The organism is Tenggerimyces flavus, assembly GCF_016907715.1.
Classification (GTDB): domain Bacteria; phylum Actinomycetota; class Actinomycetes; order Propionibacteriales; family Actinopolymorphaceae; genus Tenggerimyces; species Tenggerimyces flavus.
The window spans coordinates 4,702,488-4,729,439 of record NZ_JAFBCM010000001.1 but is presented as its reverse complement, the minus strand read 5'-3'; the positions used below and the strand labels follow the sequence as shown (position 1 = coordinate 4,729,439).

The following is a 26,952-nucleotide window of genomic DNA, read 5'->3' as shown; positions in this document are numbered from 1 at the left end:
ATCCCCTGTCGTACTTCTCAGGTCCTGAGCTGAACGGGCAGCATGGCCAACGGGGCTTCGGTAAAGTTTCGGAACTCTTGCTACCGATGCCGGCACGGAACAAACCGGCACGCAACGGGAAGGGAAAGGTGGGCATCGACTTCCGCCTGCTCGGTGAGGTCGCGGCCTACCTTGACGGCCGCCCGCTCGACCTCGGGCATCGTCGGCAGCGCGGCGTACTGGCTGTCCTCATCGTCGACGCCAACCGGACGGTGACCTCCGACGCGCTGATCGACCGCGTCTGGGCCGACGACCCGCCGCGGCACGCACGTACAGCGCTGTCCGGCTATGTCTCCCGACTTCGGAAGATCCTGGCCGCCGACCTCCGGATCAGGCTCGACCGCCACCCGGGCGGGTACCAGCTCACCCTCGACCCCGAGACCGTGGACCTGCACCGTTTCTCCGGCCTCGTCGCTCGCGCGGCTACCCCGACTGCCGCGGACGCGGACGTCTCGCCGGCAGACCTGCTGGGAGAAGCGCTGAGGCTGTGGCACGGACCGGCGCTCGGCGACCTGGACAGCCCGTGGGCGCGTGAAGCCCGAGCGGCGATCGAGGCCAGGAGGTACGCGGCCGAACGAGACCACTGCGACCTCGCCCTCGACGAAGGTCAGCACGAGACTCTTCTCGGTGGGCTGAGCGCGGCTGCCGAAACTCATCCGTTGGACGAACGGCTGGCTGGCCAGTTGATGCTGACCCTGTACCGGAGCCGTCGGCAGGCTGACGCATTGCGCCACTACGCGCGCGTGCGGGTTGCGCTCGTCGACGAGCTCGGCGTGGACCCCGGCCCCGAGCTGCAGGCCTTGCACCGCAAGATCCTCTCCGCGGCGCCGGAGCTCGCGTGGTCCGCCAGTGGCGGAGGACCTACGCCGGTGCCGCGGCAGCTGCCCGCGGCTCCGCGCCGATTCTCCGGCCGGGAGAGCGAGCTCGCGTGGCTGGACCGTGCGCGCTCCGAGCAGAGCCGCTCCAATGCCGGGACAACCGTCTCGGTCGTGACGGGGACCGCGGGCGTCGGCAAGTCCGCGCTCGCCCTGGCCTGGGCACATCGCGTCAGTGGACAGTTCGGCGACGGGCAGCTCTACGCCGACCTGCGTGGGTACGGAGCACCACCCGCTGTGGACGCGTTCGAGGCGGTGGCCGGATTCCTGCGTGCCCTTGGCGTCGCCAGTCACCGGATCCCCAGCACCCTCGCGGAGGCCTCGGCCTTGTATCGCACCCTCCTCGCCGGCAAACGGATGCTCGTCGTGCTCGACGACGCCCGCAGCGCCGAGCAGATCCGGCCGCTGATTCCGGGCAGCCCGGACTCCTGCGTGCTGGTCACCAGCCGTGAGTCGCTCAGCGGTCTCGTCGCCCGGGACGGTGCCGCGCAGCTGCGGCTGGACGTCCTGTCGATGGTCGAGGCGGTCGACCTGCAGTCAGCGATCCTGGGCACGGTCCGGGTCGCTGCCGAACGGGAGGCAGCTACGGCGCTCGCGGAGCTCTGCGCGCGGCTTCCGCTGGCGATCGGAATCGCCGCCGCGCGACTGCTGGTCGACCCCAGCCGTACGCTGGCCAGGGAGGTCGCCGAGCTGGGATCCGGTCGTCGGCTCGACCTGCTCCGGATCCCCGAAGACGAGAACACAGCCGTCCGGATCGTGTTCGAACGCTCCTATGCCGCGCTCGAGCCGCAAGCACGTCGACTCTTCCGTCTCCTGGGTCTGATCCCACTCGTCGACGCCACGGCGCCGACCGCGGCCGTCCTGCTCGATGCCCCGATCGAGGTGGCGGTCGGGTTGCTGGACAGACTCGCCGCGGCACATCTGCTCGGCATGCCCCAGCCGGGTCGCTTCACGTTCCACGACCTTCTCCGTCTCTACGCGCGGGAGCGTGCCCAGCTGGAGGAAACCCCGGCGGAGCTCGCCGCCGGCGCCGGCCGACTCCTGCTCGCGTACCACCGGACTGCCGATGCCGCCGATCGGATCCTGCATCCCGAACGGATCAGGCTGCCGCTCGCGGACGGGGCCGGAGCTCCGCTGCTCGCGCTCACCGACCCCGCCGGATCGCTCGACTGGTTCGACGCCGAGCGCGCCAACCTCCTGGTCGCGCTCAGGTACGCCGCCGAGCACGGCCCGCCATCGTCGGTCTGGGGACTGGCGCATTCGCTGCGCGGGTACCACCAGCTGCGCATGCACGTCGGCGACTGGCGGGCTGCCGGCACGCTGGCCCTCGCGGCGGCCGCCGAGGGGGCGGACGACCGCGGCCTGGTAGCGGCGCAGCTCAGTCTCGCAAGGCTGCACGAGCGCCTCGGCGAGTACCCGCAGGCGGAGGAGCAGTCGACCCGCGCACTCGCGCTGTCACGGCGAAGCGGCTGGCTGGAGGCAGAGGCCGCGGCTCTGTCCGACCTCGGAAGCCTCAGTCGCCTCACCGGTCGCCCCGACGACGCCGAGACGTACAGCAGCCAGGCGCTGGACGTCGCTCGCCGGACAGGGAATCCGATGTTGATCGCGAGCAGGCTGATCAACAGGGCAAACCTCCATGCCGAGGCCGGCTGGCTGGCTCGGGCTCAGAAGCTCTATCTCGAGGTGCTGCCGATCTTCAGGTCGAACCGTTCGCGCTCCGGTGAGGCGGTCGCGCTCGCCTGCCTCGGCGAGTGCGCACTGCTGCTGGGAGACCTCCCGGCGGCGGTCGAGCACTTCACCGAGGCGTCCCACCTGAACCGCACGCTCGGAAACCGTGGCCTGGCGGCGGACAACCTGCGCTCGCTCGCGGTGACTCATGCCGAGGCCGGTCGCCTCGCCCAGGCCGTCGAGCTCGCGGAGACAGCGCTGTCGGAGTCCAGGCAGACGGGCGATCGCCGGTACGAGGCCGACTGTCTCAACGCGGTGGCCACAGCGCAGCGCCGGCTGGGCCACACCCAGCAGGCTGCAGAACTGCATCGGCTGGCCCTCGACCTCAGCCGCGAGATCAACGCCTCGCGGCATGAGGTCGCGGCCCTGATCGGGCTGGCACAGTGCGATCTGGACCTGGGGCACCCCGGGCCGGCACTCGACCACGCGGAACAGGCGGTCGCGTTGGCACATCGTGGCGGCTTCCGGCTCCTGGCCGGCCCTGCCCTCGCAGCCCTCGGCCAGGCGCGGCTCGCGCTGGGCGACGACGACCAGGAAGCCATCGACACGGTCGACCAGGCGCTCGTCGTCCTGCGCGACACCGGCCAACGACTCGTCGAAGCGCGCACGCTTCTGGTCCTGGGCATGGTGGCCGAGGTGCGCGGCGACCTGCTGGCCGCGCTCAGACATTGGCGTACGGCCCTCGACCTGTTCCTCGAGGTCGGCGCCCCCGAGGCCGACGACGTACGCTCCAGCATCGCGCGTGCGTCGCCACGGTGAACTACTCTTCCCGCTACCAGCCTCCGCCGACCGGCTGCTTCACCGTCACGTTGAGCCGGTTGTAGAAGTTGGTCAATGAGATCCACAGGATCAACGTGGCCAGCTGGTTCTCGTCGAAGTGGTCGGCGGCCTCGTTCCACACCTCGTCCGGCACCGGGTCCGACCGGTCGCTCAACCTGGTCACGGACTCGGCGAGCGCGAGGGCAGCGCGTTCCTCGTCGCTGAAGTACGGCGCGTCCCGCCAAGCGGCGACGGCGAACAGCCGTTCAGCGGTCACGCCAGCCTGTGAGGCCGACTTGGTCCCGGTGTCGACGCAGAAGCTGCACCCGTTGATCTGACTAGCCCGTAGGTGCACGAGCTCGAGTATCGCCGGCGCGACGACGCCCTTCCGGGTCGCCTTGACGATCGTGTTGATGCCCGGCAGTGCGTCGGGAATGAAGGCGACGGGGTTCTTCATCCGAGCGGTCATGAGGTCCTCTTCTCTCAGCCTGGTTCAGTGTTCTCATCCCACTGACGGATCCCGGCGGAGAAGTGTGACCGACTTGCGCTAGCCGGCGTCGTCGTCCCAGTTGGCGGCGTTCTTCTTGCTCGGCTGCACCCGCGGCGGCTCGCCGGGCATCTTCGGGGTGCCGCACGCGGGAACGGTAGGCCGACCTGCGTCTATGCAGGTCGGCGACAAGCGGAAGTCGTCAGGTTATCTGGCGAGAAGTAGCGGCCCCAGCACGGCGATTGCAGCGCCGGCCGGGGCCTCGGACGACCTACGTAGGAGGTCACCCGTGTCCCAAGCATTGCACCCGCCCCACACGTCCGCGCCGCTCGAGGTGGGCGGCCTGCTCATCCCGCGTGGCGACCTCGATGCCGACCCCGTCGGCTGGTCGTACGTCCTGTTCAACCGCGGCACGGGCTGGCGCCTCGTGCGCGCGCTGGACGACGCGGTGCTGCCGTCGGTCTACCAGCGCGGGACCGGCAACGAGCTGCGCGTGCTCGCCGTCGAGCTCGGCGCGGACCTGACGACCGCGCCGGAAGGCGCGATCACCACCGTCACGCTGGTGGGTGTGTCGTGACGGCCTGCGAGAAGTACCCCGGCTGGTGTGTCGACCGGGCGAAGGGGCACCGGCGCCACATCGGCAAGTTCCGCAACGTCGGCATGTGGCATGTCGTCGTCCAGGCCGAGAAGGCGGGTGCCAAGCCGCGGGTCGAACTCGGGAGCCACGGGGGCGCGCTGGCGCTGTTCACCGCCCGGCAGGCTCGCAGGCTCGGCGCCTTCCTGGTCGAGGCCGCCGACCTGTTGGAGGGCGAGCCGGGCGCGATCACCACCGTCACGAGCAAGGAAGGAACGGACGCATGACCATCCCCGTCGACCTGCCCCCGCCGGCCAAGTACGACCGCCGCATGCGGCTCGGCGGTGCGCTGCTGCCCGCCTCGATCACCGAAGCCTGGTACACCGCTGGCTGCCCGCGCCCGTTCAACCCGTTCGGCCGGGTGCCGCTGCTCGACTTCGCCGCGTGGCTGGTCTCTTGCGTGCTGCGGCGGACCTGGCGCAACCGCGACCCGCGACCCGTGCCGCGTCACCGTGGCGTACGTACGCCGCTGGTTCCGACCGGTGCGCTCGCCCGTACTGGCCGCCGTGCGTTCGTCCTGGCGACCATCCTGGCCACGCTCGTCGCGCTGGCCGGGATCGGGGTGACCCGGTGAACGCGGCGATCGAGGTCGGGGCGCGGGTCAAGCTGACCCACTTCCCGGACGTCGTGGTCGTCGTCGAGGTGCTCGAGGTCTGCCCGGACCCCGGCTGCGGCAAGCCCGCGCTCAGGGTTCGGCGTGCGCCAGGACGGCTCGCCTTGTGGCACGCCGAGGACTGCGTCGCGGTCGAGGACGGCTCGTTCGCCGCGCGGACCGATCACGCTTTCGACGAGGCGCGCCGCCGGCTCCGGGCGTTGACGGAGGCCGCGACCGACGAGGAGGCCGAGTTCGCGCTCGAGCTGATCGAGCGCGTCGTACGGCTCGCCACGGCATGCACCGACAGGCAGAGCCCAACGGACGGGGAGCGGTCATGATCGTCGCGGTCCGGGTCAGCATGGCGCTGGCCGAGCTGGGTTGGTTGCTCGGCGCGGCCGCGGTCGTGGGTCTCGTCGTCGGGCTCGCGATCAGGTGGCGGCGGTAGCACCCCCGCAACCACTGCAGCCGAACGCCCGCCGGGGGATCCGGCGGGCGTTCGCATGTTCTAGCTACCCGCGAACCTCAGCCTGCCCTGCGTCGTCAGCCTTTGAAGCGTCTCGGTGAACAGGTTCTCCAGCTCCAGCTTCGACGCGAGCGCGTGGCCGTGGATGTGGACCTCGACCTTGGTGTTCGGCGCCGCGGCTGCAGCCGACCCCACGCTCTGCCCGCCGAGGCGCAGGTTCGCGCCGTTCGGGACGATGGTGCCGTCCTGCTCGGGGACGAACCACTCCGGTCCGCGCTCCCCCACCTGGTACATGCCGCCAGCTCGGACCGGGCCGCCCAGAGCACGTGGACCCATGTCGTCCTGGCCGCGGTTCTGGCCGCTGGTTGACCGACCTACGTAGTTCACGTAGACCGTCTCGTCGGGGATGCTGTCGAGCGCTCGCTTGGCCTCGCGGATCTTCCGCTTCAGCGCCTCGATGTTCGCGTTGACCGCCGCGCGGCGTTCCTTGGTGAGGTTCTTGTCCTTCAGCTGCGTCTTGGCACTGGCGAGCTTCTGCTCTAGCTGGGAGATGTCGGCCTTGAGCTTCAGTTCCTTGCGCATCCGGCCGACGGTGCCGTTCCAGCCGTCGACCTCCGCAGCGGCCTTGTCCAGCGTGTTGAGGACACCCTGGCCGAAGCCCTCGAACGACTTGCGCGCGGCGAACAGCTTCGGGCCGAGCCCGGGCATCCAGCCGAACGCGGCCGCGGCGACGCCGAGGAAGTTCCCGCCCCAGGTCACGGCAAACCGGAGCACGCTGGCCAGCCCCCGAATCGCCGTGCTGGCGAACGTCAGGAACGACTCGGCCGCGCCGAGAGCGAAGTCGGCGATCTGGAACTTGCCCGGCCCGGACAGCCACGTGACGAACCGCTCGAGCTGCGGCAGTACGTGCTTGGACGCGGCGTCGGCCAGGGACATGATCGCCGGTGTGGCGGTGACGAGCAGGGTTTCGCCCATCTCTTTCAGCCGGGCCTTGCTGGTCGCGAGCTTCGTCGCCAGGGTGCCGCCGGACTTGGCGAACGCGTCCTGCGCGTCCTTCGACTTCGCGAAGATCAACTCTTGGGTAGCGAGCGCCTCGGCCTGCTGCAGCGCGGCTCCGGTGAGGTCCTTCTGGCCCTTGGTGAGCAGCTTCGCGTCAATCTCGGCTTGACTGATGGAGATTCCCAACCCCTGCAGGGCGTCACGCTCGCCGAGCATCGCCGCGGACAGGATCTCGGAGACCTCGGCCGCCGACCTGGTGCCGCCGGACCACTGTGACAGCGCGCCGGACAGACCGATGACATCGGTCGCCATGCCCGCGGCCTGCTTGCGGGAGAAGCCCATCGGCACCAATAAATCGGCGAACGATGCGGCGAGCCCGGTCGCCTCACGCTTCGTCAGCCCCATCGCGTTCGCGTTCGCCGCGGCCCAGTCCCGGACGCGGCCGATCTGGTCGCCGAAAACGATCTTCGACTTGTTCTCCATCAGCTGCATGTTCGCGGCGGCGTCGACCAGCTGAGGACCGAGCGCCAGCACACCAGCACCCACCGCGGCGAGCCCCAACGCGCCGCCCTTCCCGACAGCAGCGAGCCCTTTGCCCAGCCCAGACGCGGCCTTGCCGATGCCGGCAAACGTCTTCGACGCCGCGTCCTTCGCGATGATGTTGAAGGTGAGCGTGCCGTCAGCCATGGCTGTTCACCGCCGTTCGAGGTTGAGGAGTGCCGCCCCCGGAGTCCCGCAACCCAAGGGGCGGCGGCTGTCCAGCTGAGGAGAACGGGCATGACACCGCAGGCAGCCGGACAGCGGTCTCACCGAGCGGCCTTGTTGCGGCTCGGCTTCCGCATCTTCGTGGCGACGTGCGCCGCCAGGACCGCGCCCGCCAGCTCTGCGAGCGTGCAGCCCTCGGCGTTGGCCTTGGCGTACAGCGCGTCGGCGACGTCGATCGGTACCAGCGCGCGTACCTGACGGGTCTCCATCACGTTGCGTTGAGGAGCCGGAAGGCGTTCTGGACCACGACGTTGGACCCGGTGCGGAACCACATCACGACGCCGCGCTGACCGGTCGGGCGGCCATCGACGCCCACGACATTCTGCACCAGCTCGACCGACGTGCCGGCGCGGTCGACGATCGCGAACCCGCGTTGGAAGTCGCCGTACAGCAGCGTGTAGTTCTCGGCCGCCGCGTTGATCACGCCGTCCATGTTGCTGAGCTCGTTCAGCGGTCGGTTCAGCAGCCGGCCGTCGGAGATCTCCGGGAACAGTCGTGCCCCGGCGGTGGTCTCCTTCTGGCTCATCAGGTTGATGATCGCGAGGTTCGCGCACCACTGTGCGTTGGCCTGGAACCGCGGAGGGAGCGCGTTCTGGGTGGCGTAGACGTCGGCGTTGGGGAACGCCTCGGTGCCGACCACGACCGACGCCGCGCCGGCGACGAGCGACGTGATGATGCCGGTCGGCTGGCCGGTGCCGGTGCCGGTCGTGTACGCGGTGTTCTGCAGTTGGTCGGCCGCGTCCATCAGCAGGTCCGCGATGGCGTTGGAGAACCCAGCGGGCGCGGCGTCCTGCCCGACCTCATACGAGAAGGGCACCCACGCGTCGCCTAGGTGGACGGGGATCGGCGCCGGGTCAGTGCCGGGCGCGGCGTCGGTCATCTGGGCGCCCTCCCCCTTCCACTCCGCGGTCACACCGGCGCTCGTGACGCCCTGCCACGTGTTGCTGATCGTGGTGAAGACGCCCGCGATCCGTCGCAGCGGGTTGATGGATCCGGCCGACGTGAGTCGGATCGTCGGGTCCAGGTTCAGCGGCAGCAGCTCGGAGTTCCCGGTCAGGGAGCCGGCCTTCATCTCGGCCTGCACCGCCTTGGCGGTCCGGTACGCGTCGGCCTCGCGCGGCGTCCAGGTCAGGTGGCCGCGGGCCGGGTCGACGAGCAGCTTGCCGAACGCCTTGGCGTACTCCGGGTCACCGGCCGCCGTCACCCAGCGCGCCGCCAGGGTCTGCTCGGCGGTCGTGCCCTGCCCGAGCAGTGACGCCGCCTTGGCCGCGGCGTGGTCAGGCAGCTTCGCGCCCTTGAACTCCGCGTCCAGCCGACGTTTCGCCTGCTCGAGCACGCCGGTCACGGCCGGTGCGAGACCGTCCTTCGCGCCCGGCTCGGCACCGGACTCTCCGCCGGTCCGGCCGCCATCGATCATCGCGCGGACCTTCGCCTCCTCGTCCAGCATGCCGATCGCCAACTCGCGGCGGGCGATCGCCCGCTTCAGGTTGTCGGCACGCTCGGCGTGGCCCTTCGTGCCGGCCTCGGCGAGCTGCGCCCTCAGCGTCTTCAGCTCGTCTTCCTGCTCGGCCTTCGCGGCCAGGATTTGATCCATTGTTCCGACAGGCATTGGTGGTTCACCCTTTTCTTCAACGTCAGTGGGGGGAAACTCGGCCGGCACCGATGGCAGTCGGTGAGGATCGGTGCACACAGGCAGCGACCAAGGGCCGGGTGGAGCATCCGGGTGAACCATCAGCCGGACCGCTCCCCAGTCTAACCGTCGTCGCTGACAACGGGCACGAAGCCGAGCTGGCGCGCCTCGTCGGCGTCCATCTCGCCGGCCATGAACCGGCGTGCGGCCGGCGACAACCGGGCGCCATCCTCGAACGCCTCCCGCGTCGCCAGCGACAGCTCGAGGTTGCACAGCTCGAACTCGTCGTGCCGCGCGCGGTCGATCTCATCGGACATCGGATTCTCCTTCTCGGGAAACGTGGGAAGCGTCGCTACAGCGAGACAGGTAAGGACGGGGTCGCCCGAGGTTCGGCGGTGCCCGGCTCGGCGGTGCCCCCTCCCGGCACCAGTCCCGCCACGGAGGCACACGCTACGAAACGGTGATTCCGCTTCGTGAGGGATCGATAGGTGGACGGCTCTGCGTGGCGTACGAGCGCTCTCACGGCTTCAGTCCGAGCTCGCATTCGCGAGCGTCCAGTGCGGCGGTGAGGCGGTCGGCCTGCGCTCGTGCTGTCTGCCACCAGTCGTGGTGTCGGAACTCCTCGCTGGCGTTCAGCGAGACGTCCACCTCGGCCAGGGTGCGGCGCGCCTCGGCCAGCTGGGCGGCGTTGAATCGACCCGCTTCTGTGACGAGTGGGCCAACCCAGTCAGCGGCACCCCGCTCGGTGAAGACCGTGGGCGTGTACGCGACGGCCTGCCGTGCTCTGCGCTTGTTGCTCACGACGTGCCCCCCTTCGAAATCGCGTCGAGCTCGACGCGGATGCGGGCTGCGCGTTCCCGCTGTCGAGCGACGACGGGCACACCAAACTCGAGGGCGATCGCGGTTAGCTTGGCGTCGTGGCTGTCGAGCGCGGCGTACGCCTGACGCAGCTGTTCGGCGGTCATGCGGGATCCCCTTCGGGAGGGTGCGTTGCGGTGTCGCCGAGCGCGAGCTGCTCGATAGAAGGCGCCAACTCACCACCCGAAGATGCCGTAGGCGCCAGCTCCTGAGGGCTGGCATCTTCGGCATCTTCGTGGCGCCTTCGGGCTTCGTCGAGCGCGGGGTCTTCGGGGATCTCGTCAGCACCCCTAGAGGGGGTGTTACGAGTGTTATTTGTGTTGCGTTCTAGCGGCTCGACGTCTTCCGACGTAACACTCGTAACGCTTGTAACAGGGGGTATAGGGGGTCCATAGAGACCGCGGCCAGCCCTCTCGATGCGGTCGGCGTCGTAGAGGCGGGCGAGATACACGCGGGCGGTGGCCTGGTCGATCCCGAGCGCGAGCGCGACCTCGGCGGCCCGGACGCCCTTCGGGTTGGACATGACGTACGCCGCGACGTCGGCGGACCGGTCGCCCAGTCCGGCGGTCACCTTCTGCTCGCGGGCACGCTGCGCAGCCTCGGCCAGATCGCGACCGTCGAGCTGCCACGCGGCATCGTTGAACGAGACCGCGTACTCGCCTTCGGGGACGTCGCGCCCGGTGATCTTCAACTGCCCGTCCCGCTGATTGCGTGGCCGTGCGAGCACGATGATCGTGTCCGCGCTGCCGGCGAGACCGTTAGTTCCTGAGACTGCATCGACGAAGTCGTCGGAGGAAGCCTTGCGATCGTGATGATTGACGAGCAGCGAAGCGCCGGGGTGGTCGTCGACAAGCCGCTTGAGCGCGGCGCCGATCCGGTAGTCGCGCGAGTAGGTCGTTTCGCCTTGCAGCGCGGGCGGCATGGTGCGGCCGAGGGTGTCGAGCACGAGCAGCGGTGAGTCGTGCCCATGGTGCGCGAGCCACGCCTCGAGGGTCTGCAGGACCTTGCCGGGCATGATCCGGGTCATGTAGTGCAGCCGCTCCGGGATCGGGTCACGCTCGAGCAGCTGCCGGCAGCGTTCCTGTAGCCGGCGGTCGCCGTCCTCGAGCGCGAGGTAGAGCACTGGCCGCGGTGGGCCGACGTCGATCGAGCCGAGCGCGCGGCCGCCGGACGCGATCGCGAGCCCGAACGCGAGCACGAGCCACGACTTGCCTGCCTTCGGTGGGCCGACGAGCAAGCTGAACCCCTCGGGGACGACGCCGGGCACCGCGTAGCGCAGTGGCGGGAACGTCTGCTGGTCAAGCCAGGCACCGTTCCGCATGCCGACGAGCAGGTCGGGCTGCTCGTCATTCAGGTGCAGGGCCTTCTGCTCGGCGTACCAGGCGCGGGAAGCGTCGGAGTCGTCGGCGATCTCGTGCGGTGGCGTGGGTGGAGTCCAGTTGTCCGCGACCAGCTCGGTCGATCCCCACGCAACACTGTTGCGCCCGTTGACGTCACCCATGGCGGGCCGCCACCGGGCAGACCGTTGAGCAGTCAGCGAGCCGTTCGCGCGCGGCGTAGTCGAGCGACCCGCATGTCCAGCACGAACTACGATCCGGTCGGTCGTCCAGGTCGTCGGCCAGCAGCGTCGCGAGCTCGGCGACTCCGGGATCGGTCTCCTCGAGCCGATCAGCGACAGCGACCAGCCGGTTACGAAGCTCGCGACGTCGATCGTCGGCGGACCGGCGTACGCTGGTGTCGGACTTCCTGCCGGTCGTCCCCTTGGGCCCCGCGTTCGGCGACGCGGGGCCTTCTCGTTGGATCACTACGCCGCCTCCCCGTCGTCGGGGCTGGCGCTTGAGCGGATCTCGGCCTCGATCTGCGCGGCCTCTTCGCGGAGCCGGCGAGCGCGCACGGACTTCAGCGACAGCTTGGTGAAGTAGGCCTTGAGGCTCTGCTCGCCGCGGCGGCGGCGGTCCTCGCGCGTAAGAACGCCGTCGGGGTCGACTTGGCGCTCGTGCCATTCCAGCGAGGACGGGGAGTTGGCGCGTGCGCGCTTGGCGATGACGTCGGGGCCGTACTTGGCCTGGACGGAGTGCCCGCCGATGCGGGCGCGCAGGCTGCGCTGTTCTGGGGTGAGGGGCCGGCTGTTCCGGGGCACTGTGAATCTCCCGCATATGCAGGTGATTCGCAGCGCCCTCTGCGACCTTGACGCCGAGTAAGCCCTCTTGCGACGGCCCGGCAGGCTGACGGGATCTAGCCTACCGGAGGCAGGCGAACGTTGCCGCCCTTGCCCGTGTCTTGGGTGTCATCGAGCCGTCCGTGCTCGGGGCAGGTGAACGGCTCGCCGTCGCGCACCGAGTAGTTCAGCTTCCGCTTGCCGTGCCCGTCCGGGTGGAACCTCGCCACGACCTTGCCGCACTTAGCGCACCGGTACGTGGTCGGCGGCTGGTCCTTAAGCGTGTCCGCCAGCCTGGCAGCACCCTTGAGAGCGTCGCCGAGCCCGGACGCCTGCCGGGACATCCCGGCGAGCGTCCTGCCGACGGCGTCCTTGGCCCCGTCGGCGAAGGTGTGCAGCCGCCTGCCGAACCCGTTCACAGCCGGTCCCCGAGGCGCATCCGGCGGGCCGCCTCGCGCGCGCGTTCCTCGGCTGCGCTGGCGCCATAGACCGCGAGCATCGCGTCGGAGCTCCAGCCCATCAGCCGCTTCAGGTCCTGCTCGCCGCCACCGGAGCTGAGCCAGGTGTGCGCGGCTGTGTGCCGGAACCGGTGCGCGTGCAGGTTCTCCACGCCGGCCTGGGCGGCCCGGACCCGGATCCGTTCGTCGACGCCGTCAACGGACATGGCGCCGCGCTGGGACAGCCACAGCGCCGGGGAATCGGCATGCTTGTGGGGCCGGCGGTCGTGCAGGTACTTGCTGAGCGCGTTCACCGTCTTGGCGCCGATCGGCACGACGCGGATCTTGCGCCCCTTCCCCTGCACCCGGATCACCTGGAAGTCGTCGAGGTCCACGTCCTCGAGCTGCAGCCGCGCGCACTCGGAGATGCGGACCCCGCCGTCGAACAACACGCGCAGGATCGCGTGGTCACGGCGGTCCTCGAACGTCCTACCGCCGGTCGCCTTCAGCAGCTTGGCGATCTCGTCGTCGCTGAGGATCGGGACCGGCGCCGCGGCCGCGGTCGGCTGCTCCAGCCCGGCCATCGGCGACCGGGTGAGGAACTCCTCCGCGACCAGCCAGTTGCAGAACCGGCGCAGTCCGCGGAACCGGGTCCGGAGAGTGTTCGGCGCCTGACCGGCGTCGGCGAGGTCGCCGAGCCAGGTCGCGACCGCCGCCTTGGTCATCTCGTCGAGCGTCGCCGGCCGCTCGTGGGAGGCGAGCCAGGCGACGAAGAACCGCACCGACTGTCCGTAGATCGTGATCGTGCGCGGGCTCTTGTCGGCCGCGCGCAGGTCGCGCTGCCACATGGTGTGCAGGTCGTCGAGCAGTTCCGGCATTCCGCTAGGTTATCCGGTGAGTCAGCGGTAGGCTAGTGAACCAGGCAGCTCAGCTAGGCGAATCTTCCCAGTTCAGAGGGTTCTTCTTGCTCGGCTGCACCCGCGGCGGCTCGCCGGGCATCTTCGGGTAGTCGGGCGGGTACGGCATCTCGCCGAGGCCGTGGTCGCGTTCGTCGCGCTCGACCATCTCGATCAGCGGCTCGAGGCTGTAGCCCTCGCGGACGACGTCGGCGTGCGGGTCGCCGATCTCGGCGAACCGCTTGGGCAGCGTGACGACGTCGAAGTCGTGCGGCACGACGTCCTCGAGCTCGTCCCAGCGCAGCGGCGCGCTCGTCGTGGCGCGGGGGTTGGCGCGGATGGAGTACGCGGAGGCGATCGTACGGTCGCGGCACATCTGGTTGAAGTCGATGAAGATGCGTTCGCCGCGTTCTTCCTTCCACCAGCTCATCGTGACCTGGTCGGGGAGGCGGCGTTCCAGCTCGCGGCCGAGCGCGATGAGGGCGCGGCGTGCTTCGACGAACGTCCAGCGCGGCTCGATCGGTACGTACACGTGCAGGCCGCGGCCGCCGGAGGTCTTGGGGAAGCCGTCCATGCCGAGCTCCTGCAGAAGCGCGCGCAGGTGCGGAGCGACCTTGACCGCGTCCTTGAAGTCGGTGCCGGGCTGCGGATCGAGGTCGATGCGCAGCTGGTCGGGACGGTCGACGTCGGTGCGACTGACCGGCCAGCAGTGGAACGTGAGCGTGCCGAGGTTGGCGGCCCAGGCGACGACCGCGGTCTCGGTCGGGCAGACCTCGTCGGCGGTGCGGCCGCTGGGGAACGCGATCTGGACGGTCTCGACCCAGTCGGGGGCGCCCTTGGGGACGCGCTTCTGGTAGAACGCGTCGCCCCGGTTGTCGCCGCGGGTGGAGAGCTTGGCTCCTTCGAAGACGCCGCCGGGCCAGCGCTCGAGCGTGGTGGGCCGGTGCTTGAGGGCGCCGAGGATGCCGTCGCCGACGGAGACGAAGTAGTTCACCACGTCCCGCTTGGTGAATCCACGCTCAGGGAAGTAGACCTTGTCCGGGTTGGAGATGCGTACGGTCCGGCCTTGGACCTCGATCTCCTCGTACGGCGTCGCCATACCTCGCACGCTAGCGCACGAAAGGCGGGGCAGGCGCCTCGTGTGGAGGTCCTGCCCCGCCTTCGTGACGTCTTCGCTTCGGTCGGCTAGACCGACCCACCGATCACCGGCGGCGGGGCGTCATCGTCGTCGCCCGTCCAGACGTTCTCGTCCTCTTCCAGCCAAGTGTTGCGTTCCTGCTCCTGCTCCTGGCCGGCTCCACCACCGCCGCCACCACCCATCATCGGCGGCATCATCCCGCCCGTACCAGTCAGGCCGCGCCCAGCACCAGCACCCGCGCCGAGGCCGGCACCGGCACCCGGAACACCGCCGGCTCCCACGCCGACGCCCGCTCCGGACGCGCCGGTTCCGACGAGACCGGACGGGCCTGTCGGCCCGCCGGACATCGCGGCGTTGGGCACCTCACCGGGCAGTGGGAGGCTGCCGGAACCCGCCCGTGCCGTCTCGGTACCGGTGTCCACCCCACCGCCACCGCCCCCGCCGTAGCCACCGCCGCCAGAGCCGGTGTCCTTCCAGTCAGGGACGCCGTCGCCGTCGTCGTCGGTGTCCTTCCAGTCCGGAACCCCGTCGCCGTCGTCGTCGGTGTCCTTCCAGTCCGGAATCCCGTCCCCGTCACTGTCCTGATCCGATCCGTCGTCACCCGGGTCGTTCGGGTCGGGTAGCTGGGGGTCGTCCGGGTCGTCCGGGTCGGGTAGCTGGGGGTCGTCCGGGTCGTCCGGGTCGGGTAGCTCCGGGTCGTCCGGGTCGTCCGGGTCGGGCAGGTCCGTGTCGTCCGGGTCGTCCGGGTCGGGCAGGTCGTCTTCGTCGGGCAGGTCCGGGTCCGGCGGCGGAGGCGGCGGGTCCGAGGGGAACGGGTTGTCCGGGACCGTCGGGCTACCAGGACCGCCCGGACCACTACCCGGACCGCCGGGACCACCCGGTCCGCCGGGCAGGTCGCCGGTAGGCTTCAGGGAGAGCTGGGGCGCTTGCGGCGCGTCAGGCAGCGCAGCGCCGGCGTCCTGCAATGCGGTGGCGTACTTCTGCGCCGTGGCCTTGCAGATCTCCTCCTGACCGGAGTTCATCCGGTAGCCGTAGAAGACCTTGATGTCTTCCTTCCAGTCCGCGGGCACCGTGTAGTTCGATCCGAGCGGACCGCCGCCCGCCTCGCGGGTGCGCACATGCCACTCGCCGAACTTCCCCTGAATCTCGTCGTTCGTGATGCCGCCCTTGAAGACCTCGTCCCCACAGCGGATCTCGAACATGTCGACGCCGATGCCGCCCTTGGAGTAGGCCTTCGTCCACCACCCCTTCCACTGCCCGTCCTCCTTGTACCAAGGCATCGGGGGCAGCTTGCCGTGCGGGTCGTTCTCCATGGCCTCGAGCTCGTCGAGGACCGTACGAAGGTTCTCGGTGAAGCTCTTGGCCGAGGAGTTGACGGTGCCGCCCGTGGGGAACGGGTTGCCGTCGTCAGGCGGAGGCGGCGGAGTGGGTTTGATGTACTTCTTTCCGTCGGACATGTGGGCGATCTGCCGGGCGAAGTAGATGATCTGGTCGGCCTTCTGCCGGAACGAGGTCGCGGCCTCGCCCTTCCACCCGTTGTCGCTGTCCATGAGCCGCTGGAGGGCCTGGGTCATCTGGTCGGCGACCTCGTTGGCAGCGTCACCGACCCGCGTCCACTCCTCCTTGGTGAACTGGAAGTCGTACTTGCTGTAGTAGTACTCCGGGTTCTCGGTGTCCGGAACCTTGTTCCATTTCTTCAGGTGGGCCACGAGGTTCTTGTGGTCCATCGCATTCAGGCTCTGAGCCATGTCGCGCGCTCCCCCTACCTAAGCCGTCGGAGGTGTCGTCGGGGGCGTTCCGCCAGGAGGCGTCTGCCCTCCCGTGCCGCCGACGCCCTCCTGCGCGAGGATGGTGTCGATCTGGCCGATCTTCGCGTTGCTCAACGCTTCGGCATCGCTGTACTTCTCGGCGATCTTCTTACTGCCCTTGCCGAACGTCTCGAGCAGTTGGAAGAGCGTGCCGAACGTCTGGCCGAGCTGGCTGCGCTTGCCGTCGTACGCCTGACGCCATGCGTCGCCCTCGACATGCTCCCCGGGCTCGGGGAAGTAGACCGAGCTTCGGTCCGCTTCGAGAATCTTCATCGGCGCACCCTGCGGATCCGACCAGTAGTCCGCCAGCTCCAGCATGCGCTTACCGAATGACTCGATGTTGCCGGGATCAACCTGAGTGGTCATCGCCGTGACTCCCCGTCCTCCTAGTTAGCAGCCGTTCTGCGTCCGCACCGCGGCGGTCGAAACCACCGGCGAGAACGTTACGCGAGTGGTCAGACGTCGTGCAGGGACGGTCGGCTCCCGCTGTGGATAACTTCGCGTTCATCCGCGGGCCTTCCTCAGGAAGCGCTGCGCTGGTAGGAACTGCGGGGTCCAGTGCTGTCCGGTTCGAGGAGTATGCCCATGCCGTTCCCCCGTCTCCGGCCCCTCGCGGCCGTCGCCACCACGGTCGCGCTGGGTGTCTCCGGCGTGGCGTTGGGTTCGGTGCCGGCCACCGCGGCGTCGGCGGATCTGATGCTCGGCGAGGTCTACGGCGGAGGAGGCAACAGCGGCGCGGCGTTCACCCACGACTTCGTCGAGCTCGTCAACCGCGGCACCCAGCCGGTCAGCCTGGCCGGGCTGTCGCTGCAGTACGGCGCGGCCGGCGGCTTCCTCGGCGGCGGCAGCTCACCCGGCGCGGGCAGCCTCAAGGTCGACCTCACCGGCATGGTCGCGCCCGGCAAGACGTTCCTCGTCCAGCTCGCCGCCGGCTCCGGCAACGGAGCGGCGTTGCCGCCTCCGGACCAGGCCAGTACGGCCGTCAACCTGTCCGGCACGAACGGCAAGCTCGCGCTCGTCCGGTCCACCTCGGTCCTCGCCTGCGGCAACGCCTGCGCGAACGACCCAGCGGTCGTCGACTTCCTCGGGTACGGCAGCGCCAACGACGCCGAGGGCCAGCCGGCTCCCGCGACCGCCAACGCGACGTCGTCCACCCGAAGCCCGGGCCCCGACACCGACGTCAACGCCACCGACTTCAGCACCGGTGCGCCCACGCCGACCAACGCCAGCGGCACCGACCCCGGACCGGGCGACCCGCTCGAGCACTCGATCCCGCAGATCCAGGGCCTAGGCCACCTCTCCCCCGACGACACCAAGCTGGTGAAGACGAAGGGCGTCGTCTCCGCGCGCAAGTTCGACGGCTACTGGCTGCAGGACCCGACGGGCGACGGGAACGAGCTCACCTCCGACGGGATCTTCGTCTACACCGAGGCGTCCGGCGCCAAGCCGAACGTCGGACAGACCGTCGAGGTCGTCGGCAAGGTCGACGAGTTCCGCCCGCGCTCGGCGACCGGGCCGAACCTCAACCTCACCGAGCTCGTCAACTCCAAGTTCACCGTGCTCGCCGAGACCAACGACGTCCCCGCGCCGGTCCTCATCGGCCCGGGCGGACGCGAGGCACCGGGGCAGAGCACGGACAGCGGCCCGACGACGCGATCCGACATCGAGCTGCCCGGGGCCGAGTTCCTCCCGGAGCGTGACGCGGTCGACTTCTACGAGGCGCTCGAGGGGATGCTGATCGAGGTCCGCGACGCCCGCGTGGTCGCCGCGCGCAACGACTTCGGCGAGCTGGTCGTCCTGCCCGGCGGGACCGTCGTTCCGGCGAGTACGCCGTCGAACGGTGTCCTCTACGCGTACGGGCGCCCGAACTCCCAGCGCCTCACGGTCGACGACGAGATCATCTACCAGCAGATGCCGGTGGCCGACGTCGGCGACACGTTGCCCGGCGCGGTGAGCGGGCCGCTGTCGTACGACTTCGGCATGTTCCGCATCTTCCCGACCGCCGTGCCGACGGTGCGCTCGGGCGGGCTGAAGAAGGACGTCTTCAGCGCCACGCCTCGCACGGACGAGGTCACGGTGGCGACGTTCAACGTGGAGAACCTCGACCCGAAGGACCCGGCGGAGAAGTTCTCCCGTCTCGCCGAGACGATCGTCGACAACCTCGGCGCGCCCGACATCCTCGGCCTGGAAGAGGTGCAGGACAACACCGGCGCCGAGTGCCCGAACGGGCCGTCGCCCTCCTGCACCCCGGACGGCATCGTCGCGGCGGACCAGACGCTCGCCAAGCTGGTCGCGTCGATCTCCGCCGCGGGCGGGCCGACGTACGCATGGCGGGAGATCTCGCCGCGGAACCTCACCGACGGCGGCGAGCCGACCGGCAACATCCGGGTCGCGTTCCTGTTCCGTACGGACCGGGGCGTGCGTTTCGTCGACCGGCCCGGCGGGTCAGCAACGTCGGCGGTGGGTGTGACGAAGATCCGAGGCAAGGTCGCCTTGACGCAGTCGCCCGGGCGCATCGACCCGACGAACGCGGCGTGGAACTCGTCGCGGAAGCCGCTGGCGGGCGAGTTCACGTTCCGCGGCCAGACCCTGTTCGTCGTCGCGAACCACTTCAACTCCAAGGGCGGCGACGACTCGCTGATGGGTCGCTGGCAGCCGCAGCAGCGCGGGTCGGAGGCGCAGCGGCACCAGCAGGCGCGGGCCGTGAACGCGTTCGTCCAGTCGCTGCTCGCGGTCGACTCCTCGGCGCGGGTGGTGGTGCTCGGGGACGTCAACGACTTCGAGTTCTCCGAGACCACCGCGCTGCTGGAGGCGGGCGACGCGCTGGTCGACCTTCCGCAGGAGCTGCCGGCAGCGGAGCGGTACTCGTACGTGTTCGAGGGCAACTCGCAGATCCTCGACCACATCCTGGTCAGCCGTTCGCTGATGGGCGTCCGCAAGCCCGGGCCGTGGCCGCCGGCGCCCTCGCCGGGCACGGGGATTCGCGCGTACCAGATCGTGCACGTGAACGCCGAGTTCCACGACCAGGTCAGCGACCACGACCCCCAGGTCGTCCGGCTGGCGCTGCACGTACGGCCGTAAGGGGTTCGTAGCTTGCCTGCGCGGTCGACGCGCGTAGCGTGGAGGTATGACGGACCAGGACAGTGCCGCGAAGATCGAGAAGAGCGACGCGGAGTGGCGGGCTCAGCTGACGCCCGCCGAGTACCACGTGCTGCGCGAGGCCGGCACCGAGCGACCGTACACCGGTGAGTACACCGACACCAAGACCACCGGCGTCTACCACTGCCGGGCCTGCGGGGCTGAGCTGTTCCGCAGTGACACGAAGTTCGACAGCCACTGCGGTTGGCCGTCGTTCTACACCCCGCTGGCCGAGGACCGCGTCCGGTACATCCAGGACCGCTCGTTCGGGTCGGTCCGTACGGAGGTCCGCTGCGCCCGCTGCGACTCCCACCTCGGGCACGTCTTCGAGGGCGAGGGGTACGGGACGCCGACCGACCAGCGCTACTGCATCAACTCGATCTCCCTCACGCTCGAACCCACGGAGGGCTGATGACGATCCCGCAGGTACCCGAGCCCGAGAACGAGAACGAGGAAGAACGCGAGGCCACCGAGCCCAAGGTTCCCGAGGAGCCCGACCTCGACCTGCCCGAGTCGGAGATCCCCGACCCGAAGCTGCCCGACTCGGACCTGCTGCTGCCCGACGAGGAGCTGGGCCGCGACCACGCCAAGCCTCGGAAGCAGACGCGATGACCGCCGTCGTGAAGGACAACCCGAGCGAGGAACGGTTCGAGGTCCACGACGGCGACCAGCTGGCGGGCTCGCTGTACTACGAGCAGCGCGGCGAGGCGTTGGCGCTGATCCACACCGAGATCGACCCCGCGTTCGGTGGGCGCGGGCTGGGTTCGGTGCTGGTACGCCGGACGCTCGAGCAGCTCCGCGAACGAGGCGTGAAGATCGTCCCGCTCTGCCCGTTCGTCAAGTCGTGGATGGAGAAGCACCCGGAGTACGACGACCTCAAGGCCTGACCATGTTGTCCAACCTCGAGTTCGAGGTCCGACCAGGCGAGTTCAACAACGTGGTGGACGACTTCGCGACCACGTTCTATCCCGAGCTCTACACCGGGATCTCCATCGACTCGCCCGGTGTGATCGTGCACCGCATGTCGACGCCCGGTCTGCCGTTGGACGCGGCGCTCAGGCGACGCTTCCCGGACGTGCGGCTCCGCTTCGCGGACAGCCTGCGCTGCCGATCCGAGCTGATGGCCCTGACGCATCGGATCCACCGCGACCACGAGCAGTGGAAGTCGCGAGGAGTCCACCTCACGTCGTGGGGACCAGATGTGAAGGGCTTTGTGAAGGTCCGCATCCAGGAGACGACCGAGTCGGCGATGGAGGAGATCCGGGCACACTACGGCGAGGCCGTGGTGGTTCGAGGCGGGGTGCGGCCGGGGGTGGGCGGTCCCCACCGGAAGCAGAGGGAGATCACGTCCCGTCGGCATTGAGCTTGATCAAACCAGCCCACCGAGCCACGACGCTTGTGGCACTGTGAAAGCGTGACCGATCCCGTTGACGAACGGCCGGCCCGGATCGCGATCGTCGGTGCGGGGCCGGCGGGGATCTACGCGGCCGACTCTCTGGAGCGGTCCGGGGTGCCCGTCTCGGTCGACGTCCTCGAGCACCTCGCCACGCCGTACGGGCTGGTCCGGTACGGCGTCGCGCCCGACCATCCCAAGACGCGCACGATCGCCGCCGTGCTCGGGCGGATGCTCGACGCGCCGCAGGTACGGTTCCTCGGCAACGTCGCGTACGGCACGGAGATCGACCTCGCGACGCTGCGGAGGCACTACGACGCGGTGATCTACGCGGTCGGCGCGGCCGACGGGCGAAGGCTCGGCATCCCCGGCGAGGACCTCCCCGGCAGCCTGTCCGCCACCGCGTTCGTCGAGTGGTACAACGACCACCCCCACTGCACAGTCGACGTCGACCACCTCCTCGAGGCCAACGCGGTCGCCGTCATCGGCGCGGGGAACGTCGCGATCGACGTCGCCCGCGTCCTGCTCGCCAGCCGAGAACGGCTCGCCAAGGGCGACGTGTCCGACGAGGTCCTCGACGCCCTCCACCAGGCCAAGGTCGAGGACGTCCACCTGATCGCCCGCCGCGGCCCGGTCGAGGCGAAGTTCACCACGCTGGAGCTCAGGGAGTTGGGACACCTCGAAGGCGTCGACGTCCGAGTCGACCCAGCCGACATTCCCGCCGACGACCCTCCGGACGCACCGCGGCGCGTACGAACGAACCTCGCCGTCTTCCGCGACTGGGCCACCCGCCCAGCAACCGACGCGCCGAGACGCCTGCACCTGCACTTCTGGCGCCGCCCCGTCGAGATCCGAGGTGACGAGCACGGCATCACCGAGGTCGTCCTCGACGGCCAGGAAACCCTTGCGGTACAGGCGATCCTTGCCGCCGTCGGCTACAAGGGACGCCCACTCGCCGACCTCCCGTTCGACGAGCAGACCGGCACGTTGCCCAACCGGGAAGGCCGCGTCGTCGACGAGAACGGGGAAGTCATCCCGGGCGTCTACGCCGCCGGCTGGATCAAGCGCGGACCGTCCGGCGTCATCGGCACCAACAAGGCCGACGCCGCCGAGACCGTACGCGCGTTGCTCGCCGACCTGCCCACACTCACCCCAGCGCAAGAGCCAGCAGAGGAAGCGATCGACGCGCGACTCAGGAAGAGCGCTCCCCCGGCAGCACTTCCTGCAACGCCTCAGCCGCTCGCATGAGCTCGGCCTGCAACGGCTCGACAGCGCGTACGTCCTCCGGCTGATCGCCGCTGAACGCCGGCCGGACCTCGAACGCCAGATCGAGAATCTCCTCGCGGGTAAAGGCACGCGCCCGCAGCAGCCGAGTCTCGCCGGACAGCATGCGGTACTCCGACACGCGCCCTCGCCAACCAGGGTTGGACATTCGCTCGGTGTTCTCCGCCATCGCCGCGACCAGCTTGTCCAGCGCGGACTCCAGTTCCTGCAGCTGAGTCCGCCGCGCCTCGACGTCCAGCGTCACCGGCCCCGGCAGCGAAGAGTCGTCGCCGCCGAGCAACCGCTTCAGCCAGCTCACGGCAGCGTCCCGACCAGCTCGACGACCGACGTCCGCCGGCCGGTGTAGAACGGCACTTCCAGCCGCGTGTGCGCCCGCGCCTTCGCGCTGCGCAGGTGCCTCATCAGGTCGGTGATCCGGTGCAGCTCATCCGCCTCGAACGCCAGCATCCACTCGTAGTCGCCGAGCGAGAACGACGCGACGGTGTTCGCCCGGACGTCGGGGTACGAACGCGCCATCATGCCGTGCTCGGCGAGCATTGCCCGCCGTTCCTCGTCCGGCAGCAGGTACCACTCGAGCGAGCGCACGAACGGGTACACGCTGACGTACCGCCGCGCCTCCTCCCCCGCGAGGAACGCCGGGATGTGGCCCTTGTTGAACTCGGCCGGGCGGTGCAGCGCGAGCTGCGACCAGACCGGGTCGAGTCGGCGACCGAACGCCGTGCGCCGGAACCGGTTGTACGCGTCCTGCAGGTCGTCCGAGCTCGGCGCATGCCACCAGATCATCACGTCGGCGTCCGCGCGGAGGCCGGACACGTCGTACGTGCCGCGGATCACGACGTCCTTCTGCCCGAGTTGGGCGAACAGCTCGTCGACCTCGGCGGCCAGCGCGGACCGGTCACCGTCGCCGAGGGGATCGCGCAGCCGGAACACCGACCACATCGTGTAGCGGATCACGTCGTTGAGCTCGCGGGCCTTCGGTCGAGCGCTGTCGGTCATGTCGCCATTCTCTCCTGCGCCAGCACCTGGTCGGCCGCGGCCTTCGCGGTGGCGACGCACGCGGGGATGCCGACGCCGTCGTACGCCGCGCCGGCGACAGCGAGCCCCGCCTGGCGGGCGATGTCGGCGCGGATCCGTTCGACCGCCGCCTTGTGGCCGACGCCGTACTGCGGCAGCCCGCCGCCCCACCGGGCGACGTGCCACGCGATCGGCGTGCCGGGCCCGATCGCCTCGCGGACGTCGGCAGCTGCTCCAGCGGCGAGATCCTCGTTCGTCCGTTGGAGGTCCGCCTCCTCACCGAGCCTGCCCACCGAGGTGCGGACGACCACGGTGTCGGCGGAACGGTCCGCCAGCCAGCCCCATTTCGCCGAGGAGAACGTCGCCGCCTTGATCGTCCGGCCTTCGCGCGGCGGCACCAGGAACCCCGAACCCTCAACCCCAGCGGGGAAATCCTCGCGGCGATAGAGCAGGGCGATCGTCGCCATGCTCGCGTACTCGATCCGCGCAAGCTCGGCGGACGCGTACGGCGCGACGTCTGCCAGGAGCCGGCTCGCCGGCGTCGCGGGGCAGGCGAGGACGACAGCATCGGCCTCGAGCTCGGACTGATCGTGGCGCGAGCCGACGACGAGCCGCCAGCCGGTCTCGGTGCGGTGCAGCTCGCGGACGAACGTGCGCAACCGCACGTCGATGCCGGAAAGCACCGCCGGAACGAGCTGGCCCACTCCCCCGTCGAGCCCCGCGAACACCGGCTGGTCGCTCGCCGGCGTGGCCGCCTTCGCCTGAGCGACCGCATGCAGCAGCGACGGGTCGCGGCGAGCGAGCGCGAAGAGCTGCGGCACCGTCGCCTGCAGCGAGAGCCGGTCGGCGTGCCCGGCGTACACGCCGCCGAGCAACGGCTCGACCACGCGGTCGACGAGCTCGCGGCCCAACCGTTCGGCGACGAACGGGCCGACGGCGACGTCGTCCGTCAGCTCGCCGAGCTGCTCGGCCTCCACGCGGGCGAGGCCTTCGGGCGTCAGGACATCGCTCTCCTTCAGCGCGGCGAGATCGCCCGGGATGCCCATGATCGTGCCGGCGGGGATGGGGCGCAGCGCGTTCCCGATCCAGAGGTTCGCGGTCGTCGTGGCGGGATGCGTCAGCAGCTCGCCGAGGCCCACGTCGCGGGCGAGGGCGACGGCTTCGGGGCGCCGGTTGAGCATGGCCTCCGCGCCGGTGTCGACCGGGATGCCCTCGAGCTCGACCGTGTGCAGCTTGCCGCCGACGCGTTCGGCGCCGTCCAGCACGGTGACGTCAGCACCCGCACGACGCAGGAACCAGGCCGTGGCGGCGCCGGAGATCCCAGCGCCGATGACGATCACGTGCGGCATGCCTCCACCTTGGCACGTCGCTACCAACTCGTGACCTCCGGGCACAACCTCTTGGCGGCCTCCCGCGTCTGAGGTGCGTCGAACACTTCCGGGGAGGCCAATGTCATGCGTAGGACTCGACCGTTCCTGATCGCTGTTGCCAGCGGGGTTGCCGCTCTCGCGCTGGCGGCGGGCTGCAGCGGCGCCGCCACGAGCGCGAACGGCTCCGGCGGATCCGAGGCCCGATCCCTCTCGGGCCAGTCGGACCAATCGGGCGGAGCCGCCCAGAAGGCGCCGCAGGCCGTGCCGGGTGCACCGCAGGACAACGCCGCGCCGCAGCCGGAGGCCAAGCAGCAGCAGAACCGGCCGCGGCTCCAGATCCGCGAGCGGGCGATCATCCGTACCGGCACGATCCACATCGAGGTCGCGAACGTCCAGGCGGCGAACGACAAGATCGCCGTGCTGGTCGGCGCCGAGGGGTACGTCTCGTCGGAGCAGAGCGCGACCGACGGGGACGGCAAGGTGACCTCGATCCAGCTCGTGCTGCGCGTCCCGGTCGACGACTTCAACCGCGTCCGTGTCGGCGTCCGCAAGCTCGGCGCGAAGGTGCTGGACGACAAGCACAACGCGCAGGACGTCACCGACGAGGTTGTCGACGTCGAGAGCCGCATCGCCAGCCAGAAGAAGAGCATCGAACGGCTGCGCACGCTGATCGGCCAGGCCAAGACGGTCGGCGAGGTCGTCCAGGTCGAGACCGAGCTGACGTCACGCGAGGCCGAGCTGGAGTCCCTGCAGGCCCGCCAGTCCGCGCTCGCGTCGCAGTCCTCGCTGTCGACGTTGAGCGTGGTGCTGTCGGCGCCCCCGCCGAAGGACGAGGAGCCGGTCGACCCCGACGACAATCTTGGTTTCCTGCAAGGGCTTTCGGACGGTTGGAACGCGTTCGTCGGCACTGTCCAGGTGGTCTTGACAGTGGTCGGCGCACTCATCCCGTTCGTCGTCGCCCTCGCTCTGCTGGGAGCGATCCCGGCCTGGTTCTACCTGCGCGCCAGGCGCCGCCGATTCGCCTCCCAGAGCGCGCTCTGAAACGTCTGCGGCAGATCGGGTTGCCCGCTGGGTCGACAGGTTGGTTGTGCTCGGCCGGCGGGCAGCTCGTCACCCAGCGCCAATGATCATGTTTACATGATCATTGGCCCCTTTACGCCGGGTAGACGCCACGTAGTGGGGTCACTGGCCGTGTGAGGCGACCACGGGCGGGCGTCATAGAGCTCAGGGCTTCCAGTTGTGCACGTACTCCGTCAGCCGGGCCAGCTGGTCCGGATCGGTCTGCGGAAGCACCCCGTGGCCGAGGTTGAAGATGTGGCCGGAGCCGCGGCGGCCTGATGCGAGGACGCGGCGGGCCTGCTCCTCCACCACGGGCCAGGGCGCCAGCAGGATGGCCGGGTCGAGGTTGCCCTGGACCGGGCGCCCACCGACCCGCCGGGACGCCTCGTGCAGGGGCACGCGCCAGTCCACGCCCATCACGTCCGGCCCGGTCCCGGCCATCAGCCCGAGCAACTCCCCCGTTCCCACGCCGAAGTGGATCCGCGGCACGTCCAGGTCCGCCAGCGCGGTGAAGACCGCCCTCGTGTGCGGCGCCACGAACTCCTGGTAGTCCGAGGGCGCCAGCGTGCCCGACCACGAGTCGAAGAGCTGTACGGCCGAGACGCCGGCCTCGATCTGCACCCGCAGGAACGCCGCCGAGATCACCGCCAGCCGCGAGAGCAGCGCGTGCCAGAGGTCCGGCGAGCCGTGCATGAGCGCCTTCGTCGCGGCGTGGTCCTTGCTCGGCCCGCCCTCGACGAGGTACGAGGCGAGCGTGAACGGCGCGCCGGCGAAGCCGACCAGCGGCGTCTTCCCCAGCACGGTCACGAGGTCGCGGACGGCGGACGTCACGTACGGGACGTCGGACGCCTCCAGCGGCCGCAATGGCGCCAGGTCCGCGAGAGTCTTGACCGGTGAAGCGATCACCGGCCCCACGTTCGGCACGATGTCCAGGTCCACGCCGACGGCCATCAGCGGGACCATGATGTCGGAGTAGAGGATCGCCGCGTCGACGCCGTACCGCCGCACCGGCTGCATCGTGATCTCCACGATCAGCTCGGGCCGCTGGCAGGTGTCGAGCATCGACAGACCCTCGCGAAGCGATCGATATTCGGGCAGTGAGCGTCCGGCCTGTCGCATGAACCAGACCGGTACGTGCGGAACATCGTCGCCCCGAGTGGCTCGGACGAAAGCGGAGTTCGCAGTCACCCGCTTTCGCGCAGACGATCGAGCGGCGATTCCCCCCACAATCTCCACGGATTTCACCCTTTCGCTCTCATTCGCAGGAATTGTCACCCAAAGCAATGACGCGAACCCGTTCCGCTACGCTCTGCCAGGCCACCCCATCCAACCAGGCCGATCTCCACAGACTTTCGGCGGCGGTACCGCGCGAATTCGGCGCGTCGCACTGGGTCAGTTGGGGGTGGTCAGACGTAGGCTCACGGC

31 protein-coding genes are annotated in these 26,952 nt (G+C 69.8%); 12 read left to right on the top strand and 19 right to left on the bottom strand.

The window, feature by feature from the left end; translation table 11 throughout:
- The first annotated feature begins 86 nt into the window (after positions 1-86).
- Positions 87-3,401, top strand: coding sequence for an AfsR/SARP family transcriptional regulator (locus tag JOD67_RS22045; protein ID WP_205119600.1), 3,315 nt, complete (start codon positions 87-89; stop codon positions 3,399-3,401).
- A gap of 13 nt (positions 3,402-3,414) precedes the next feature.
- Here JOD67_RS22045 and JOD67_RS22040 read toward each other — a convergent pair whose 3' ends face one another.
- Positions 3,415-3,870 carry a carboxymuconolactone decarboxylase family protein gene (locus JOD67_RS22040; RefSeq protein WP_205119599.1) on the bottom strand — a complete coding sequence of 152 codons (456 nt, stop codon included), beginning with the start codon at positions 3,868-3,870 and terminating at the stop codon, positions 3,415-3,417.
- Between the two features lie 307 nt (positions 3,871-4,177).
- Between JOD67_RS22040 and JOD67_RS22035 the strand changes: the two genes are divergently transcribed.
- The 4 genes from JOD67_RS22035 to JOD67_RS22020 are packed head-to-tail and all read left to right on the top strand — an operon-like array spanning position 4,178 to position 5,455.
- Entirely contained in the window at positions 4,178-4,465 is a 288-nt protein-coding gene (locus JOD67_RS22035) for a hypothetical protein (protein WP_205119598.1), read from the top strand.
- Positions 4,462-4,749: a hypothetical protein gene (locus JOD67_RS22030; RefSeq protein ID WP_205119597.1), complete on the top strand. Its 288-nt coding sequence runs from the start codon at positions 4,462-4,464 to the stop codon at positions 4,747-4,749. Before JOD67_RS22035 ends, JOD67_RS22030 begins: the two co-directional genes overlap by 4 nt.
- Positions 4,746-5,096: a hypothetical protein gene (locus tag JOD67_RS22025; RefSeq protein WP_205119596.1), complete on the top strand. Its 351-nt coding sequence runs from the start codon at positions 4,746-4,748 to the stop codon at positions 5,094-5,096. The genes JOD67_RS22030 and JOD67_RS22025 overlap by 4 nt, the downstream gene beginning before the upstream one ends.
- Positions 5,093-5,455: a hypothetical protein gene (locus tag JOD67_RS22020; RefSeq protein WP_205119595.1), complete on the top strand. Its 363-nt coding sequence runs from the start codon at positions 5,093-5,095 to the stop codon at positions 5,453-5,455. Before JOD67_RS22025 ends, JOD67_RS22020 begins: the two co-directional genes overlap by 4 nt.
- Before the next feature lie 167 nt (positions 5,456-5,622).
- Here the strand turns inward: JOD67_RS22020 and JOD67_RS22015 are convergent, their stop codons facing one another.
- From JOD67_RS22015 to JOD67_RS21950, 14 genes are all read right to left on the bottom strand, one after another.
- The gene (locus JOD67_RS22015; RefSeq protein WP_205119594.1) at positions 5,623-7,266 is read right to left on the bottom strand and encodes a hypothetical protein; all 1,644 of its coding nucleotides are present in this window, start codon (positions 7,264-7,266) and stop codon (positions 5,623-5,625) included.
- Between the two features lie 119 nt (positions 7,267-7,385).
- Positions 7,386-7,553, bottom strand: a complete 168-nt coding sequence (locus tag JOD67_RS22010) for a hypothetical protein (protein WP_205119593.1) — start codon at positions 7,551-7,553, stop codon at positions 7,386-7,388.
- Entirely contained in the window at positions 7,553-8,953 is a 1,401-nt protein-coding gene (locus JOD67_RS22005) for a phage major capsid protein (protein ID WP_205119592.1), read from the bottom strand. The genes JOD67_RS22010 and JOD67_RS22005 overlap by 1 nt, the downstream gene beginning before the upstream one ends.
- Positions 8,954-9,096: 143 nt before the next feature.
- A complete protein-coding gene (locus tag JOD67_RS22000; RefSeq protein ID WP_205119591.1) occupies positions 9,097-9,291 on the bottom strand; it encodes a hypothetical protein in 195 nt (64 codons plus the stop codon).
- A 202-nt stretch (positions 9,292-9,493) separates the two neighbouring features.
- Positions 9,494-9,775, bottom strand: coding sequence for a hypothetical protein (locus JOD67_RS21995; RefSeq protein ID WP_205119590.1), 282 nt, complete (start codon positions 9,773-9,775; stop codon positions 9,494-9,496).
- Positions 9,772-9,939, bottom strand: a complete 168-nt coding sequence (locus JOD67_RS21990; protein WP_205119589.1) for a hypothetical protein — start codon at positions 9,937-9,939, stop codon at positions 9,772-9,774. Before JOD67_RS21990 ends, JOD67_RS21995 begins: the two co-directional genes overlap by 4 nt.
- On the bottom strand, positions 9,936-11,333 hold the full coding sequence (locus JOD67_RS21985; RefSeq protein WP_205119588.1) for an AAA family ATPase: 1,398 nt from the start codon (positions 11,331-11,333) through the stop codon (positions 9,936-9,938). Before JOD67_RS21985 ends, JOD67_RS21990 begins: the two co-directional genes overlap by 4 nt.
- Positions 11,326-11,637, bottom strand: coding sequence for a hypothetical protein (locus JOD67_RS21980; RefSeq protein WP_205119587.1), 312 nt, complete (start codon positions 11,635-11,637; stop codon positions 11,326-11,328). Before JOD67_RS21980 ends, JOD67_RS21985 begins: the two co-directional genes overlap by 8 nt.
- Complete coding sequence (locus tag JOD67_RS21975) at positions 11,637-11,972, bottom strand: hypothetical protein (protein WP_205119586.1); 336 nt, start codon at positions 11,970-11,972, stop codon at positions 11,637-11,639. The genes JOD67_RS21980 and JOD67_RS21975 overlap by 1 nt, the downstream gene beginning before the upstream one ends.
- 95 nt (positions 11,973-12,067) lie before the next feature.
- Positions 12,068-12,409: a hypothetical protein gene (locus JOD67_RS21970; protein WP_205119585.1), complete on the bottom strand. Its 342-nt coding sequence runs from the start codon at positions 12,407-12,409 to the stop codon at positions 12,068-12,070.
- Positions 12,406-13,305, bottom strand: a complete 900-nt coding sequence (locus JOD67_RS21965; RefSeq protein WP_205119584.1) for a tyrosine-type recombinase/integrase — start codon at positions 13,303-13,305, stop codon at positions 12,406-12,408. The genes JOD67_RS21970 and JOD67_RS21965 overlap by 4 nt, the downstream gene beginning before the upstream one ends.
- 49 nt (positions 13,306-13,354) lie before the next feature.
- Positions 13,355-14,422 carry a non-homologous end-joining DNA ligase gene (ligD, locus tag JOD67_RS21960; RefSeq protein ID WP_205119583.1) on the bottom strand — a complete coding sequence of 356 codons (1,068 nt, stop codon included), beginning with the start codon at positions 14,420-14,422 and terminating at the stop codon, positions 13,355-13,357.
- Between the two features lie 86 nt (positions 14,423-14,508).
- Entirely contained in the window at positions 14,509-16,209 is a 1,701-nt protein-coding gene (locus JOD67_RS21955; RefSeq protein WP_205119582.1) for a hypothetical protein, read from the bottom strand.
- Positions 16,210-16,227: 18 nt separating this feature from the next.
- The gene (locus JOD67_RS21950) at positions 16,228-16,635 is read right to left on the bottom strand and encodes a hypothetical protein (RefSeq protein WP_205119581.1); all 408 of its coding nucleotides are present in this window, start codon (positions 16,633-16,635) and stop codon (positions 16,228-16,230) included.
- Between the two features lie 219 nt (positions 16,636-16,854).
- On the opposite strand from JOD67_RS21950, the gene JOD67_RS21945 reads away from it, so the two are divergent.
- From JOD67_RS21945 to JOD67_RS21920, 6 genes are read left to right on the top strand one after another with little or no spacing between them, the layout of a single operon-like run.
- Positions 16,855-19,350 carry a DUF8508 domain-containing protein gene (locus JOD67_RS21945; RefSeq protein ID WP_239553964.1) on the top strand — a complete coding sequence of 832 codons (2,496 nt, stop codon included), beginning with the start codon at positions 16,855-16,857 and terminating at the stop codon, positions 19,348-19,350.
- A 46-nt stretch (positions 19,351-19,396) separates the two neighbouring features.
- Complete coding sequence (msrB, locus tag JOD67_RS21940; protein ID WP_205119579.1) at positions 19,397-19,819, top strand: peptide-methionine (R)-S-oxide reductase MsrB; 423 nt, start codon at positions 19,397-19,399, stop codon at positions 19,817-19,819.
- Positions 19,819-20,019 (top strand): hypothetical protein, encoded by a 201-nt coding sequence (locus tag JOD67_RS21935; protein ID WP_205119578.1) that lies wholly within the window; start codon positions 19,819-19,821, stop codon positions 20,017-20,019. The genes msrB and JOD67_RS21935 overlap by 1 nt, the downstream gene beginning before the upstream one ends.
- Complete coding sequence (locus JOD67_RS21930) at positions 20,016-20,294, top strand: GNAT family N-acetyltransferase (RefSeq protein ID WP_205119577.1); 279 nt, start codon at positions 20,016-20,018, stop codon at positions 20,292-20,294. Before JOD67_RS21935 ends, JOD67_RS21930 begins: the two co-directional genes overlap by 4 nt.
- Before the next feature lie 2 nt (positions 20,295-20,296).
- The gene (locus tag JOD67_RS21925) at positions 20,297-20,770 is read left to right on the top strand and encodes a hypothetical protein (RefSeq protein WP_205119576.1); all 474 of its coding nucleotides are present in this window, start codon (positions 20,297-20,299) and stop codon (positions 20,768-20,770) included.
- 51 nt (positions 20,771-20,821) lie between these two features.
- Positions 20,822-22,048: an FAD-dependent oxidoreductase gene (locus tag JOD67_RS21920; protein WP_205119575.1), complete on the top strand. Its 1,227-nt coding sequence runs from the start codon at positions 20,822-20,824 to the stop codon at positions 22,046-22,048.
- Here the strand turns inward: JOD67_RS21920 and JOD67_RS21915 are convergent.
- From JOD67_RS21915 to hemG, 3 genes are read right to left on the bottom strand one after another with little or no spacing between them, the layout of a single operon-like run.
- Positions 21,993-22,382 carry a hypothetical protein gene (locus tag JOD67_RS21915; RefSeq protein WP_205119574.1) on the bottom strand — a complete coding sequence of 130 codons (390 nt, stop codon included), beginning with the start codon at positions 22,380-22,382 and terminating at the stop codon, positions 21,993-21,995. The genes JOD67_RS21920 and JOD67_RS21915 overlap by 56 nt on opposite strands.
- A complete protein-coding gene (hemQ, locus tag JOD67_RS21910; RefSeq protein WP_205119573.1) occupies positions 22,379-23,080 on the bottom strand; it encodes a hydrogen peroxide-dependent heme synthase in 702 nt (233 codons plus the stop codon). Before hemQ ends, JOD67_RS21915 begins: the two co-directional genes overlap by 4 nt.
- Positions 23,077-24,447 carry a protoporphyrinogen oxidase gene (hemG, locus tag JOD67_RS21905; RefSeq protein WP_205119572.1) on the bottom strand — a complete coding sequence of 457 codons (1,371 nt, stop codon included), beginning with the start codon at positions 24,445-24,447 and terminating at the stop codon, positions 23,077-23,079. Before hemG ends, hemQ begins: the two co-directional genes overlap by 4 nt.
- Before the next feature lie 105 nt (positions 24,448-24,552).
- On the opposite strand from hemG, the gene JOD67_RS21900 reads away from it, so the two are divergent.
- Positions 24,553-25,509 (top strand): DUF4349 domain-containing protein, encoded by a 957-nt coding sequence (locus JOD67_RS21900; RefSeq protein ID WP_205119571.1) that lies wholly within the window; start codon positions 24,553-24,555, stop codon positions 25,507-25,509.
- 183 nt (positions 25,510-25,692) lie between these two features.
- Here JOD67_RS21900 and hemE read toward each other — a convergent pair whose 3' ends face one another.
- Complete coding sequence (hemE, locus tag JOD67_RS21895) at positions 25,693-26,715, bottom strand: uroporphyrinogen decarboxylase (protein ID WP_205119570.1); 1,023 nt, start codon at positions 26,713-26,715, stop codon at positions 25,693-25,695.
- Positions 26,716-26,952: the final 237 nt, after the last annotated feature.